The sequence below is a fragment of the Indolivaga macrotermitis genome (genome assembly GCF_900128985.1).
In the GTDB taxonomy this organism is placed as follows: Bacteria; Bacteroidota; Bacteroidia; order Bacteroidales; family Dysgonomonadaceae; genus Dysgonomonas_A; species Dysgonomonas_A macrotermitis.
The window spans coordinates 19,057-34,158 of sequence record NZ_FQUC01000004.1; the positions used below are offsets into that span (position 1 = coordinate 19,057).

Annotated in this window: 16 protein-coding genes and 2 tRNA genes; 11 read left to right on the forward strand and 7 right to left on the reverse strand. The window is 39.4% G+C overall.

The annotated features are described in order from the left end of the window. Positions 1–2 precede the first annotated feature (2 nt). Both BUC12_RS07010 and ung read right to left on the reverse strand, forming a co-directional pair. A complete protein-coding gene (locus BUC12_RS07010; protein WP_062181365.1) occupies positions 3–2,648 on the reverse strand; it encodes a tetratricopeptide repeat protein in 2,646 nt (881 codons plus the stop codon). A 72-nt stretch (positions 2,649–2,720) separates the two neighbouring features. Then, positions 2,721–3,383 (reverse strand): uracil-DNA glycosylase, encoded by a 663-nt coding sequence (gene ung, locus BUC12_RS07015; RefSeq protein ID WP_062181368.1) that lies wholly within the window; start codon positions 3,381–3,383, stop codon positions 2,721–2,723. 133 nt (positions 3,384–3,516) lie between these two features. On the opposite strand from ung, the gene BUC12_RS07020 reads away from it, so the two are divergent. From BUC12_RS07020 to BUC12_RS07035, 5 genes are all read left to right on the forward strand, one after another. Continuing rightward, a tRNA-Arg gene (locus tag BUC12_RS07020) sits at positions 3,517–3,588 on the forward strand. A 188-nt stretch (positions 3,589–3,776) separates the two neighbouring features. Then, positions 3,777–3,950: a hypothetical protein gene (locus BUC12_RS20005; RefSeq protein WP_175552618.1), complete on the forward strand. Its 174-nt coding sequence runs from the start codon at positions 3,777–3,779 to the stop codon at positions 3,948–3,950. Between the two features lie 480 nt (positions 3,951–4,430). Further along, entirely contained in the window at positions 4,431–5,546 is a 1,116-nt protein-coding gene (locus BUC12_RS07025) for a DEAD/DEAH box helicase (protein WP_062181371.1), read from the forward strand. Between the two features lie 64 nt (positions 5,547–5,610). Continuing rightward, positions 5,611–6,063: a cold-shock protein gene (locus BUC12_RS20330; RefSeq protein ID WP_062181374.1), complete on the forward strand. Its 453-nt coding sequence runs from the start codon at positions 5,611–5,613 to the stop codon at positions 6,061–6,063. A gap of 27 nt (positions 6,064–6,090) precedes the next feature. Then, positions 6,091–6,372, forward strand: a complete 282-nt coding sequence (locus BUC12_RS07035) for an RNA recognition motif domain-containing protein (protein WP_062181378.1) — start codon at positions 6,091–6,093, stop codon at positions 6,370–6,372. 139 nt (positions 6,373–6,511) lie between these two features. Here BUC12_RS07035 and BUC12_RS07040 read toward each other — a convergent pair whose 3' ends face one another. Together BUC12_RS07040 and BUC12_RS07045 are read right to left on the reverse strand one after the other, a co-directional pair. Continuing rightward, positions 6,512–7,318, reverse strand: coding sequence for an AraC family transcriptional regulator (locus BUC12_RS07040; protein WP_062181621.1), 807 nt, complete (start codon positions 7,316–7,318; stop codon positions 6,512–6,514). 53 nt (positions 7,319–7,371) lie between these two features. Next, complete coding sequence (locus BUC12_RS07045; RefSeq protein WP_062181381.1) at positions 7,372–8,787, reverse strand: aldehyde dehydrogenase family protein; 1,416 nt, start codon at positions 8,785–8,787, stop codon at positions 7,372–7,374. 194 nt (positions 8,788–8,981) lie between these two features. Between BUC12_RS07045 and BUC12_RS07050 the strand changes: the two genes are divergently transcribed. Further along, complete coding sequence (locus tag BUC12_RS07050) at positions 8,982–9,878, forward strand: DMT family transporter (RefSeq protein WP_062181384.1); 897 nt, start codon at positions 8,982–8,984, stop codon at positions 9,876–9,878. Positions 9,879–9,957: 79 nt separating this feature from the next. Here BUC12_RS07050 and BUC12_RS07055 read toward each other — a convergent pair whose 3' ends face one another. The 3 genes from BUC12_RS07055 to BUC12_RS07065 form a co-directional block, all read right to left on the reverse strand. After that, positions 9,958–10,134, reverse strand: coding sequence for a histone H1 (locus BUC12_RS07055; protein WP_062181387.1), 177 nt, complete (start codon positions 10,132–10,134; stop codon positions 9,958–9,960). A gap of 169 nt (positions 10,135–10,303) precedes the next feature. Continuing rightward, positions 10,304–11,029, reverse strand: a complete 726-nt coding sequence (locus BUC12_RS07060) for a DUF5131 family protein (protein WP_062181389.1) — start codon at positions 11,027–11,029, stop codon at positions 10,304–10,306. Between the two features lie 59 nt (positions 11,030–11,088). Next, positions 11,089–11,268 carry a hypothetical protein gene (locus BUC12_RS07065; RefSeq protein ID WP_139262019.1) on the reverse strand — a complete coding sequence of 60 codons (180 nt, stop codon included), beginning with the start codon at positions 11,266–11,268 and terminating at the stop codon, positions 11,089–11,091. 807 nt (positions 11,269–12,075) lie between these two features. Between BUC12_RS07065 and BUC12_RS07070 the strand changes: the two genes are divergently transcribed. The 5 genes from BUC12_RS07070 to BUC12_RS20010 all read left to right on the forward strand — a co-directional run bounded on the left by BUC12_RS07070 (position 12,076) and on the right by BUC12_RS20010 (position 15,088). Further along, positions 12,076–12,384, forward strand: a complete 309-nt coding sequence (locus BUC12_RS07070) for a hypothetical protein (RefSeq protein WP_062181395.1) — start codon at positions 12,076–12,078, stop codon at positions 12,382–12,384. Between the two features lie 277 nt (positions 12,385–12,661). After that, entirely contained in the window at positions 12,662–13,555 is an 894-nt protein-coding gene (locus BUC12_RS07075) for a DMT family transporter (protein ID WP_062181399.1), read from the forward strand. Between the two features lie 191 nt (positions 13,556–13,746). Then, a tRNA-Leu gene (locus tag BUC12_RS07080) sits at positions 13,747–13,830 on the forward strand. A gap of 133 nt (positions 13,831–13,963) precedes the next feature. Next, positions 13,964–14,614, forward strand: a complete 651-nt coding sequence (locus BUC12_RS07085) for a TPR end-of-group domain-containing protein (protein ID WP_139262020.1) — start codon at positions 13,964–13,966, stop codon at positions 14,612–14,614. A gap of 315 nt (positions 14,615–14,929) precedes the next feature. Continuing rightward, entirely contained in the window at positions 14,930–15,088 is a 159-nt protein-coding gene (locus BUC12_RS20010) for a hypothetical protein (RefSeq protein WP_157257541.1), read from the forward strand. Positions 15,089–15,102: the final 14 nt, after the last annotated feature.

Below are 15,102 nucleotides of genomic sequence, written 5' to 3' on the forward strand. Positions count from 1 at the left end.
CTTCATCGTCGCCGTCTTTCCCGTTTTCCGGTAACTTTCTGTGCTTGTTCGTTACCATTTTCGGCAGCTTTCTGGTACCACACCATTGCCTGAACGTCGTCTTCGGGCACTCCCCTGCCTGTCAGGTAGCAATTACCCAGCTCGAACTGCGCCCAGTCATATTCTTCTTCGGCTGCTTTCAATAACATATTGACGGCCTGTTCCTCGTCTTTGCTTACACCGTCGCCGTTCAACAACAGCATGGCAGCTTCGTACGTAGCGTAAATATTTCCGTTTTGTGCCGCATCCGAGAACCACCGATAAGCTTCGATCGTATTCACCGATGTGCCTGTACCGTATTTGTAGCATAATCCCAAACGGTACTTAGCAGCTGTGTAATTCTCGTTAGCTGCCAATGTATAATATTTAAAGGCTTCCGTCTCATTAGACTCCACGCCAAAACCATATTCGTAGCACACACCTAACCCTTCGGATACTGCACCTTGTGATTCGGCATATTTATAATATTCGAATGATTTGCTGTAATCGGGCTCATCTTTTCCCTCTATATTGTAAAGATAGATATCTCCCAACATCAGTGCCGAATACGGATAACCTTGCTCGTACGATTTTTCGAACCAGTATTTAGCTCTGGGGATATCAACTTCTTTTAATCCATAGTAAAAATAAGTTCCCAGTTTGTACTGTGCATATGTATATCCCTGTTCGGCAGCCTTGGTCATATATTCGATCACCTTATCTGCATCGAACTCAATACCGCCGTACTCTTCTTCGTAAGCAAGAGCCAGTTCGACCAAGCCCGGAGCACTGCCGCCTTCGGCTGCTTTACGGAAATGATCGAGGGCTGTTTGTGGATCTTCCGGTATTCCTACCGCATATTTATAATACCTCCCGACATGATAAATCGCATCGGGCAAACCGGCTTCGGCGGCTATTTTATATTGTTCGAGCGCCGCTGCATAATCTTCTTTGCCCAGTAAACCGTCTTCATAATAAAGCGCCATCCGGGTGTTGGCATAAGGATAGTCATTTTGGGCTGCTGCCTGGAACAGGTCGAATGCCTTTTGATAGTCTTTTTCGACCCCGATTCCTGCATCATAACAGAATGCCAGTTCTACTTTGGCATAATTCGATCCCCGGTCTACTGCCTGCGTCAGGTAATCGATAGCTTTGCGTGATGCCTCTTCACTATCACCTCCGACACCTACCCTATAGTAGTTTCCGGCCAGCTCAAGACTATAGACATGACCACGGGATGCAGCCCGTTCAAAATGTTCCAATGCTTTCGGATAATCAGGCTCTTGCCCGAATTCTCCGTTCTGATAAGCTAACCCCAAACGATAAGGTGCATATTCGTTGCCTTTGAAGTCGGCCGATTCCAATAGATTCCGAGCTTCTTCGGTATTCGTTTCAAGAATATCGGTTTCGAGCATCAGGTATGCTTTTTCACTCAATGCACGTACACTGCCATCTGAAATGGCTTGCTCAAGATACAGAAGCCCTTCGGCTATATCTTTGTACTGTTCGTTGTACAGATAGATACAGGCAAGTTCGAACGACGATTCGGCATAACAATACATCTCGGCTTTTTTGTGCCATGCAATAGCCTTCTCCAACGAGGTATTCTCATCATTGGCATAATTATAATACTGCCCCAAAAAGTTGGCTGCATATAATATATAATGGTTATATGCATCTTCGAGAAGCGATATTCCTTTAGCTTTATCTGCATCGGGTATACGCCCGTTAAGCATATTCAAGCCCAATATATACTTACAGTATGGGATACCGGCATCCACACCTTTTTTCATAGCCTCAACTGCTTTCTCGAAATTAGCCTGTCCGGCTTCGGTTTCATCCGAACGCCGCAAATAATAATCGGACAGTATATGGTAAGGCTTGCGGTCGTCGGCTTTAGTTTTTTCGATGAATGCTTCAATTTCGGTCAAGAATTCATCATTCTCCGCATTATTATAGAAATCGATATAGTGTAACAAAAGCTCACCCGATTCATACCCCTGCTTTATCGATTCTTCGACCAGTTTACGCCCTTCTTCTTTATCTGCTTCACCACCATATTCGGGCAGTCCCAGATAAATACCATATCCCAGATCGCCAAGGGAAGCTCCGTCTTTTAGCTCCACTCCTTTGCGTAGATATATGACCTTCTTCTCCAGATCGTGATACCCGCGCCGGGCTGAACCATACAGGTCGGCTTGCTCACAATATCCTCTGGTATAACCGGATTCGATAAAACGCTCATTCAAAGCACGGTTCGCTTCAAACCAATCGCGGTAATCATCGTCATTGTACTCCATAGAGACAACTTTATTCCTGTTCCGGCTATATATCTGGCGGTACAGTTCCTTTATATCATCCGACAGTTGATTCTTTTCGAGGGCTACAAAACAGATAACCATTGCCTCAATCCAGTCTTGTTTATCATCATAGTTATCCTGTGCCAGTAAGGATTTTAGCTTACATGCCATTTCTTCGGCGTTCGCCCTGAACTTTTCAAGTAAATCATTATATAGTTTTGCAAATGGCTCGTTTAACGGCGCAGCTTGTTGCTGTATATTTCCGGATTGTGTATTTTGTTCCGAATTGCGTTTTTCTTTCTTACTTCTGAAAAAATCAAATATTCCCATATTTCCGTAATATTAATGAAGCATTATTCTATTGTTTTGATGTTAGTTGTGTTTATTTCTTACAAATATCTTTTACCATTGTATAGGCGATTGCCCCGTCGACACCAGATATTCGTTCGCTTTACTGAAATGTTTATTCCCGAAGAACCCCCTGTGAGCCGACAAGGGTGACGGATGTACCGATGTTAGTACCAAATGCTTTTCGGGATTGATAAAAGAAGCTTTCTTCTGTGCATAAGAACCCCATAACAAGAATACTATATTAGACCGTTCGTCAGCCAACTTCCGGATAGCAGCGTCTGTAAAGGTTTCCCAACCCTTATTTTGATGCGATGCCGCCAGATGCGACTGAACGGTTAAGGTGGCGTTCAATAATAGTACTCCCTGATCTGCCCAACGGGTAAGATCGCCCGATGCAGGTACCGGTACAGCCAGATCATCGTTTATTTCTTTAAAAATATTTATCAAAGAAGGAGGAAACTTTACGCCTTCATTCACAGAAAAAGATAACCCATGAGCCTGTCCGTCATTATGATAAGGATCCTGACCTAAGATAACCACTTTTACACGATCAAACGGAGTATGTTCGAAAGCATTGAAGATCAACTTCGCCGGAGGAAATATTTTTTTTGTCTGGTATTCGTTTCGTACGAAATCTGTTAATTTGGTAAAATACTCTTGATTAAACTCTTCTTCTAACTGTTTGTGCCACGATGGCTCTATTTTTACATTCATCAATGTATATTTTCTGTGTTATTCCTATAAACAAAGATATAAATTATCGGGTAATGACAAATCAAAAATAAAGAAATGACGATCATTGATAAATATTTTATACATTTGCACCGTCTAAAACAAAAAAGGCTTCGGTCCCGTAGTTTAATGGATAAAACGTAGGATTCCGGTTCCTATGATGGGGGTTCGATTCCCTTCGGGATCACACTAAAGAAATAAAAGCGTGTAAATCAGTAGTTTACGCGCTTTTATTTTGAGTATTTACACTTTATCTAAATCGGGAACAAAATTACCGGACAAATCTGTATTATTTTTTTTAATCCATTTTTTTCAGTAAAAGATCCGATATTCTGATTTACCCATAGTATTATAAAAAATTAAAATCCAACCCATATGATGAAACCTCGCTTAGGAATGACTGCCCGAACAGGAGATAAATGTCCCAAAAGTGGAGTATGGAAGGTAGTCGGGATACCAGACACCGTAACAACATCTGTATCCCGGGGAAATAAAATGCCCCAAAATGCCAATAAAAGTGTAACGTGGAAACTTATTATTATGTTCTAGCAGAGCATTTTTACTGTCATTTCCACTCTCATAGACTTATCAAAAGCTAAGCCATATTTTAGAATAGTTCTCACGAATAAATGCTTAGCAGACAATAAATCGATTTATTTTCGTATCTTTGTCACCTGAACAATCGAGTTTATATTGTATCTTTCTTCTCAATGGTTTGCTCCGCCTCAGTTTTGCGGATCTTCCGATCGTCAAAATCGACTTCAAAATTAGCTTACTTGTTTATAATATTAACAAGTCGCGAGGGTGTGTATCACAATATCGTGACACATTTATAAAATAAAATACAAACGTTTCTCAGGCAATCAACAAGCAAAATTTCTGACTATTCAAGCCCTGCCGGGTATGGATGGAAACTTCCTTTCCCAAATGTCGAATATAATATCACCGATGCAAGAAGTATCGGGGTTATAACATGTGTCCGGAATCAGAAACTCCTGTGAAATAATTTGTATCAGAAAGAATCAAAACATGACATTTAAAGAATTAAATATTATTGAGCCTCTATTGAGAGCTCTAAACGAAAAAGGATATATAACGCCTACACCAATACAGCAGCAAGCTATTCTTCCGGCACTTGACAATCGCGATATACTCGGATTGGCGCAAACAGGAACAGGTAAAACTGCAGCATTCTCATTACCCATCATACAGCAGCTGTATCAGAACAAAGTACATGGCAAAAAAAGGGAGATAAGGGCACTGATATTAACCCCTACCCGTGAACTGGCAATTCAAATTAATGAGAGCCTGAATGACTATACCTCTTATACCGGTATACGCCACTGTGTGATATACGGAGGGGTGAAACAAAATGCTCAGGTAAATCAGCTGAAAGATGGAGTAGATATATTAGTAGCTACGCCGGGCCGCTTACTAGACCTTATGAACCAAGGAATTGTAAGCCTGAATTCGATCAGCCATTTTGTGTTGGACGAAGCCGACAGGATGCTCGACATGGGCTTTATCCATGATATAAGGCGCTTGCTACCAAAACTTCCGAAGAAAAAACAAACGCTTTTCTTTTCGGCAACCATGCCTTCGTCGATAGCCGTTCTATCACGTTCAATTCTGCACGATCCTGTAAAAGTAGAAGTTGCTCCTGTGTCGTCTGTTGTAGACACCATAGAACAACATCTTTATTTTGTAGAAAAACAAGAAAAAAAAGATCTACTGATAAGCCTGCTGAAAAAAGATAAAAAGAAATCGGCATTGATATTTTCCCGTACTAAACACGGAGCTGATAAAATAGCCCGTATACTCAGTAAAGCCGGGATAGGTAGCGCTGCTATTCATGGAAATAAGTCTCAGAATGCCAGACAACGTGCTTTATCCGATTTTAAATCGCATAAGATACAAACCCTGATAGCAACAGATATAGCTGCCAGAGGAATCGATATTGACCATCTGGAATTGGTTATAAACTATGATCTGCCCGATGTTGCCGAAACTTATGTACATCGTATAGGGCGTACAGGAAGAGCCGGAAACACAGGTACTGCGCTCACATTTTGTGCACAGGACGAGCAATCAATGCTTCGGGATATACAAAAGCTGACGGGTAAAAAACTCGTTGTAGCAAGCTGATATTAAGTAACTGAACAAAAAAAAGTATTCATCATAAAAAAATAAAGACATTTAAGGAATAAATATGGCGAAGTCAAGCTCATTTAACAAGAGAGAAATAGAAAAAAACAAACAACAAAAGAGAAAAGAAAAACAGCAAAGGAAAGAGGATAAAAAAAACAATCCTACTGATTCTTTTGAAGATATGATAGCTTATGTGGACGAGAACGGTGTTATAATGAGTACGCCCCCCGATCCGGCAAAAAAACTAAAAGTGGATATCGAAGACATAGCTATTTCTACTCCCAAAAAGGAAGATATGGAAGATCCTATACTGAAAGGGCGAGTAGAATATTTTAACCCGGACAAGGGTTACGGCTTTATAAAGCATACAGGAAGTACGGATAAATATTTTTTCCATATCAGCAGTGCCCCGGCTTCCATTACAGAAGGAAATATGGTAACATTCGAATTGGAACGTGGTCAAAAAGGCATGAATGCCGTAAATATCACCCTTGCCAATAAGGATAACCAATAATCAATAATAATAAATTTAAGTAAACAAATGAACATTTACGTATCAAATCTAAACTTTAGCACAACTAGCGAAAGTTTTCAAGAACTATTCGAAGCATATGGAGAAGTAACTTCTGCTAAAATCATTACAGACAGAGAGACTGGTAGATCTCGCGGTTTCGGTTTTGTTGAAATGTCTGACGATGCAGAAGGTCAAAAAGCTATTTCTGAATTAAATGAAACAGACTTTGAAGGAAAGACAATCAATGTAACCGTTGCACGTCCAAGAACAGAGAACAATAACGGTGGTTATAACAGAAATCGTTATTAATTGGAAGTTATTCCATTTTATATATCAATTAGAACTTAAGTAATATTAGTTCTGTAAACTACAAAACAAAAGCGTGTAAGTTATTGCCTTACACGCTTTTATATTTAATATCCTTACTAAATCAATTAAACGGATCTCTTTACACCAGCATCGAAGGCGCTACACCAAATTGCTTTTTGAAGGCAAAAGAAAAGTGAGACAGATCTTCGAAACCAACTTCGATATAAACATCCGAAGGCTTCTTTCCCTTCTCTTTGATCTGATAATAAGCTTCCTGCAATCGTTGCTGTGTCAGCCAACGGCTGGGCGTAGTATGAAATATCTTTTCGAAGTCGCGTTTGAATGTACTCAGGCTTCGTCCTGTAAGGTAAGCAAAACGGTTGAGCTGCACATTGAAATGAAAATTTTTCATCATAAAGGCTTCAATATCAATCTTACCGGGATCATTAAAATCGAACAATATATCTTTCAGCTCGGGATTTACCGTCAGTATTATCTGCACGGCTTCCTTTACTTTAGTGTCCATCAAAACTTGTTGTTCGTTCTCCGGCAATTGTAAATAAACCCAAAGAGAATCAACAAAACTCTTATAGAGAGGATGCTCCTTTAACGTTATCAGAGTATCTGAGGTCGCGACAGATTTTGTAGCTTTTACATTAAGTTCCTTACTCAGTTTTTTTAATGTTTCCTGATCGAGATATATTGATATTATCTTGAACTCTCCGTTCTCGGGCGGTGTCTTTTCAAACTTCGCCAAACGGTTTCTCCTGCACAAGCGGAAATCGCCCTCTTTGGATATATATTCCTTATGCCCATCATGAACTGTCATCGTACCCGTTACCTGAAAACCAAGCACGTGTTCGTGAATAAACTGCTCCCCTTCCCTGCTACGTGTAAAATAGCAGGTTTGCAGAATTTTTGGCTTGTTTTCATCGGATATATCCATAATAGAATTTAGAATTTCATACATTATCGAATAAAGATCAAATATAAACAATCTCAGATTAAAACAGTTTTGGTTTCCAAATATTCTTCCAGCCCATATTCACCAAACTCCCTACCTATGCCCGACTGCTTAACGCCTCCGAAGGGAGCTAATGGCTCGTGTTTGAACCCGTTTATCGCAACACGCCCCGATTCTAAGCGGAGAGCTATTTCGTAAGCCTTCTTTTCGTCCTGCCCCTGTACATAGGCCGATAATCCGTAAGCAGTATCGTTTGCTATTTCAATAGCTTCATCCAATGTTTTGTAAGTAATAACAGACAGTACCGGACCGAATATTTCTTCGCGGGCAATACGCATATCATTAGTTACATTCACAAATACCGTAGGCTTCACAAAGTTTCCGTTCTCCAAACCTTCGGGGTGTCCGGGTCCTCCGGTCAAAAGGCTTGCTCCTTCTTCGATTCCTATTTTAATATAATTCTGCACTCTCTCGTACTGCTTTTTGCTGACCATCGGACCGATATGGCTTGTTTCGTCCCTCGGATCACCCACTTTTATGTGTGAGATAGAATCTTTTATGATTGTTTTCACCTCTTCCAATCTCGATTCGGGCACTAAGAGACGTGTAGCTGCAATACAAGCTTGCCCACTGTTCATAAATGCAAGTCCCAGCGACTGAGGTATAGCAACATGCAGATCGGCATCTTCCATCAATATATTAGCGGATTTACCTCCCAGTTCGAGAGTTATTCTCTTGATCGTTTCCGCTCCGTCCCGGGCAATAGTTTTGCCTACAACAGTAGAACCTGTAAAAGATATTTTAGCAATATCTGCATTCCGGGTTATCTCTGCACCTACTACACTACCCAAGCCGTTGACAATATTAAAGACACCTTTGGGTAGTCCTACTTCGTCGAGACATTCAGCGATTAGCTGAGTTTGCATCGCGCTCATCTCGCTGGGTTTGATAACAGCGGTACATCCGGCCGCAATAGCTGTCGACAACTTTCCGCAGATAAAGCCATTACTGGCATTCCAGGGTGTGATGATACCAACAACCCCGACCGGATTGAGCACAACGGTAGAATTACCTACTTTCTTATCGAAGTTGAAATTTTTCAGGACTTCTATATTAACGGATATCGAATCAATCGTATTTTGGAAAGATGCCGTAGAAAACAACACAGTTCCGCCATATTCTTCTACCATTACATCTATCAGCTCTTTTTTGCGTTTTAGCACGGCTGCGTACATCTTTTCCAGATAACTGATACGTTCGGCTTTACTTGTTCTCGAAAAACTTTTAAAGGCTTCTTTTGCCGCGGCAATTGCATTTCGGGTATCGGTTTCGTCCCCTAATGTCACTTTTCCCAGTAGTTGCTGGGTAGAAGGGCTTATCAGATCGAATAATTCTGTTCCGTGGGGTTTTACGAATTCGCCGTTGATGTAAATTTTGTCTATAAGTTTCATACTATTTTCTTTTAAATGTTATTACTTGTATTCTGTGATACAAAATTACATTCTGAGACAAAGTATAAGTTTGTTCAAAAATCCAATATCACTTTGTTTAAAAGTTCATCTGAAATAAATAGAAAATACATCGCACTTAATTTACCTATAAGCTATTTTTTCTCTGTACTTTTGTGTCCTTAATTACACAACCTATGGCTGCATTCAGTACCTACCGATACCATCTGATGGCTATCTTTACTGTGATTGTTTGGGGTACAACCTTCGTTTCTACCAAAGTGCTTATCAACGGCGGGCTTTCGCCTACCGAGATATTCCTGTACCGTTTTGTACTCGCTTATATCGGCATCTGGTTTTTCTGTCCCCGCAAGTTGTTTGCCAATAACCTGAAGGACGAACTGCTGTTCGCTGCATCGGGCTTATGCGGTGGCGCATTGTATTTTATCTTCGAAAACACGGCTCTGGGAATTACTCTGGCGTCGAATGTATCGCTCATCATCTGCACGTCTCCTATATTTACGGCTTTATTATCGTGGCTGATGTACCGGAAAGAACGGATGAAAGCATCACTCATGTTCGGTTCTTTAACGGCTTTTCTGGGTGTGGCACTCGTAGTTTTTAACGGAAGTTTTATACTACAGATCAATCCTCTGGGAGATATACTTACAATACTTGCGGCTCTTTCGTGGGCTTTTTACGGTATTATATTGCGACAAGTGAACGGGCGCTATTCTACCTTATTTATCACCCGTAAGGTATTTATTTACGGTATACTTACAATGCTGCCGTTTTTCGCCATGGACTCGGCAACCTTCACTCCTTCACTGCTGGCAAGCCCTCTAATAGCTGCCAATATTATATTTCTGGGTCTGATAGCTTCTCTCCTGTGCTTTGTGACCTGGAATACGGCTGTAAAAGAACTGGGAATCGTACAGACATCAAACTATATTTACCTTGTACCATTAGTTACACTGTTCACTTCGGCAATAGTGATAGATGAGCAGATCACGTACATTGCCCTTATAGGTACTGTATTTATATTGGCGGGAGTTTATATTGCCGAAAAAGGCTTTAGAATAAAAAGAGATTAATGATAATCCCGTAACGGAGAGTTTGCGGAGGAAAAGTAGCGGAAAAAGAAAAGGGAGCATTTGACCGCCCCCGTTTTTCTTATTTTTTTGAATCTTCTACAGATACTTTGCGGAATTCTTTCAGTGCTTTTTCGATAGCTAATGAAGATTTTCTTGCGCGGGTTCCGGCTGCTTTGTTTCCGTTTTCTACTTGAAGAGATGCGTCTTTTGCAAATTCTGCAAAAAGTCCATTTAGGTTGTCTAATAATGCTTTCATATTCCTTTAAAAAATTTAAAAATCCGGACAAAGATATATTCTATCCGCATTTGTTCATCATTTTAGGTCAATTATTTTTCACAGGAAAATACTTTTTATTTTTCCGTCAAGTCTTGACTGATATGCTCACACACGCACAACACGCTTCACAATCATAATAATCAGACACTTAATATAACTTATGGTTGATTGCGGCTTTTCGCGCCTGCGAATGCTGAAAACGGCGGTTGATAGTATAAATATGCCCTTCTTTCTGAAACAGAGTGCCTGTTTGCTTAAACCAGAACGAGATTCCGTGCTTCACACACAGCTCTCTGATAGCTAATACCCAGTCGTAATTGCAGACCCGTAGGTTTTGATATCCCGACTCTCCGCCAACTACGACCTGCTCGATCCACGATCCCAGATAGGGCTGCAGATCGATATACTCCAATATAGGTTCGCAAATAATAATCTTGTGCTTTACGGGGCTGGCTTTATAAATCGGGAGGCGGTAATCAGCCCTGTCCTGATTTTCGACTGTACAACAGATCGTTACATGGTCATATCCATCGCCCCAGTCATCGGGCAGGCTTACATGCAGCCGATCGATACGTTTCGTTATCATCAGGAATTTCAGATCCGGACGCTCTTTAATCATACGCCATGCTTCGACACGCCATTGATCAGCGTCTTCAACAAAAAAATCGGAGGTAAAACACGTAGCTACTTCCGAGCCCGAAGGAATCTTGTATTCGCCGTTACGCTTCTTTTGTACGGGCAGGTCAAAATTCTTGGTTTGTGTAATAACCGAACTGTCTATCCCTCTTTTGGCATCGCCACGGTAAACATAGCAATTCCTGCATCCTTCGCTCAGTTTATGGCATCCATGCCACGGATTCCAAAGTTTCTGCATTTATGTTTCGGATCTGTTTTAATTATTGTGACTATACAAATATAACGATATCGGACGAATCAGACTTCACGTACAAATGTACAATCTTTCAGACGATGCAATAAATTAGACTGGTCGATAAAAACATTTTTGTAATGGTCGCCAAACAGATTGGTGTATTCGGACAGAAACATGGCTTTAACGGCACGTTTGTCTGATACCGTTTTTATAATATAATCTCTGCCATGCTTCAGTTTCATTCTACAAAGATAGAAAAAGTAGATTAATGAAAAGGGCATTCAGAACCACTTTCATCGGGTTTATTATTACTATTATTTTATCCTGACTTTCCTTTTTCTCAACAAAAAAGACTAAATTCACATTGTTACAAACAGATAGAGCTTCCGGTTTTTCGTTCCTATACTCCGAAAATATATTATCGAAATGGGCATATTGGTATTTATAGGCATCATACTATTTTTTTTCTTCGGCATAGTGATTTCGATGACGGGTTACTGCATTGCATCGCTCCTGAAGAAAAACAAAGCCGCCAATATATTTTATATTTCAGGAATGACTCTACTCGGTATATTATTAATGATGATGATACTGATATCGGTATACAGGCAGATTTTTAAATGAACGGGTATGTATCGGGTTCTTTATTATTTCACAAAAAAAGAGCTTCCGTTATTACCGAAAGCTCTATTGCAAAAATTCCCTAATACATTTCAATGATCTGATTGGTTTGCCTTATCATTATTATAGCGTTATAGTACATAAACAATCATGCTCTCATTTTTGTTTAAAATCAGTCCCGTTAAAAAATTAATCCTCTACCTATAACTATCTATAAACAAGATCATCAAAACATATATAACAAAGATATCATACTGTTCTATTATAACATATAATATTTTTCTAACTTATTTTTCCTGATTAAAAAATTAATGCTTTTCGAGTTTACTTTTTTATTACCGGAAAGTATCGAAAAACATCTTTTTTCTATCAGCTAGAACAAATTAATTTCGTAATTTTATACTACAAACTTTAAAATATATAGCCTTATGGACTCTGAAAAGCTATCGAAACAGTACATCGAAGATTACAATCAACTTGTAGATAAGTACAAGAACTCCGAAATAAAAAAGGTTGTTGCAGGTATCAACGAAGCCATTCATACCGGAGATAAGCAGAAGGTCGAAGAATGTTATCTCAAGATTCAGACATGGAACTTTGATGTTGCCGACCTCGAAAACAGGCGGGTAGCGCTTAATGCGCAATTCAGGCATCTGCATCTGCCCTCGGTACAAATGTTTACTATCATATATGATGGTATCGTCAAGTATTGGAAATTCAATACCGACATCGAATAATACCTGTTCGGGCAAGATTGTAAATCAGATTATTACAGATAAAACCAACACCCAGCTGTTAGGCTTAGATTGTCTCGTACCTGCCAAATCTGAAAAAAAGAATAAATAAAAATTTGGCAATTCCGACAATATGATATAATTTTGCAGCTCAGATAAGGTTATCTATAGTTTATATCCCAACATTAGGGAAGAGAATCGGGGATATAGGCTACCTTTTGTAAATACTTCCTTTTACATACCCTAATAGTTTAATGTAAAAACTTAAATTATTTGAGTTATGAAGAAAAGTAGAATTTACTTGGCTCTTTTGGTCATGGGTACAGCTTTCTGGGGAATATCGTTCCCTTTGGTTAAAGACGGGTTGAATGTGGTTCACCCATACTCTTTCCTGCTGTACAGGTTTATCCTTGCCGCACTGGTATTATCCATCTTATTTTTCAATCAGTTAAAACGAATCAACTTACAGACCGTCAAATACGGTATGTTGGTAGGTGTACCCCTATTCGTAGCTATACTATTGCAGACGATAGGGTTACAATACACCTCATCGTCTAATGCCTCCTTTATTTCGGGAATGGATGTAATGCTGATTCCGATCCTCAAGATGTTTATTTTCAAAAAATCGGTAAAACCCCAAATATGGATAGCGTGCAGCATAGCCCTTGCCGGACTGTATATTATCGCCATGAATTCGGGCAGTAACGGGTTCAATCAGGGAGATTTGTATGTGCTGGCAGGTGCTGTAGCCTTTGGTTGTTATGTACTGCTGGTAGGCAAATACAATACCAAGGCCGACACTATCTCGATGGTTATTGTACAATTGTATACCTGTGCGGTAGCATATGCAGTATTGGTAATCAGCACTTTGGGAACCGAACAATTGATATTGCCTGCTGACACATCGGTATGGAAAGCTGTGTTGTTTACCGGAATTCTGGCTACTGCCTATATGTATGGGATACAAAATGTTTCGCAAAAATTTATTGAGGAAGAAAAGGTTGCCCTGACTTATCTCTGCGAACCTATATTTGCTGTGATTGCGGCTTACTTCCTTATACAAGAAAGCATTACCGTATATACGGTTATCGGCGGATTGTGTATTCTGTCGGCAATGTTTATTTCGGAATACAACTTCAAGAAAAGGTTACGCGTCAAAAACGTTCACGAATAAATAATCGTCATAAAGAGAAAAAGGTCTTCGGACCCTCTTAATTTTTTCACGGGAGAAAACGTACGGTCTTTTACAGATCGTACGTTTTTATCTGTAAGAGAACAATTTACATTTTTTCGTATATTTTTTCGCTCATATCTTATTTCGAAAACAAAATATGTAGTATTTTTGTGATGCCTAAAGAGTAATAAGCGCGCGTGGTGGAATTGGTAGACACGCTACTCTCAGAAGGTAGTGCCCGTTCGGGTGTGTGAGTTCAAATCTCGTCGCGCGCACAAAGAAGACTTTCAAGTAATTTGGAGGTCTTTTTTTATTTTAATTTCTCGGGAGGAACAACCTTTTATTTTTAATTACTTATTTTTACCGGAGAACCTTTTTGTTACCGGTCTTCATCTATAATTAGATATCATGAAAAAATATACACTTTTGACCTTACTCTTCCTTTTATGTGTAAATGTTTGCTATCCGCAATACTCTCTAAAAGAGGATATGGAGAAATATTTCACTCTTGATCAGATAAACGAATACAACAGGCACCTCGAAGATCTGGAAACCCAGATAGAACATTCCGAATCGAAAGAACCGTATTCTTCATTCCATTACTATCTCTACTCTAAATTGACCGAGATAAATAACCTGAAGAGTGATAATCCCTCATTAGAACTGGTAGCTGCCCGGATATACTCACTGATAGCCGGTTACGACCGCGAATACCCTGCAATATATAATAACTTGGGCTGTGTTTTGTTCCGCTTCGCGAAGTTTACAAATGACTTTACCGATTATAATGAAGAGATCAAACAATTGCTTTTCAAATCAGAAGAAATGAGCAATCAGATAGCAGCATATAATCTTGCCTGCTATTATTCATTTATAAACCGGAAAGAAGAAAGCCTGAAATGGCTCAGACTAATGGCGAGTAAATCTTATAATAAACCAACAACTACGATAGACAGAGAGATGCTTGAAAATGATTCTGACTTTAATAATATCAAGTACGAACCCGAATTCGGCGAGTTTCTGGAAAAATATTACTCTCATGCTTCAGTTTCTGATTAAGTAGGCTGACACCTTAAACTTCCTGAAAAACTAATCTTTTTTCGTTTTACTAATTAGTTTACAGCCTCTTTTGTCAAAAATATTAGATTTCGATTATAAGCAGACCAATTGTATTTTGGTAACTTTACATTAGTATTAAATCATGTATGATACAAGGATTTATTTACTGAATAACGAGACTCAATTACATTTAATTTATAGCTAATTAGTAAAGAAGAAGTTGAAAATATTTTTTTTTGGCTTCTTTTTTATTGTAAACGAACTTTATCTACCCTACATTGTTAGAATAGTGTAACTATTTTAATTCTCATAGAAATGAAGGACTTAGACAGAAACGAATATCGCCAGTTTACCGGATATGAAGATGCTCGTAAGCCCGGTTTGAACAGAGAGATCAAAAAGGCAAGCCCTAAAGCTATAAAAGCGGCTTTGAACAGAATTAATCCTGACGAGAATACGCAGGAACGTGGTTAAACTCTGATCCGTCT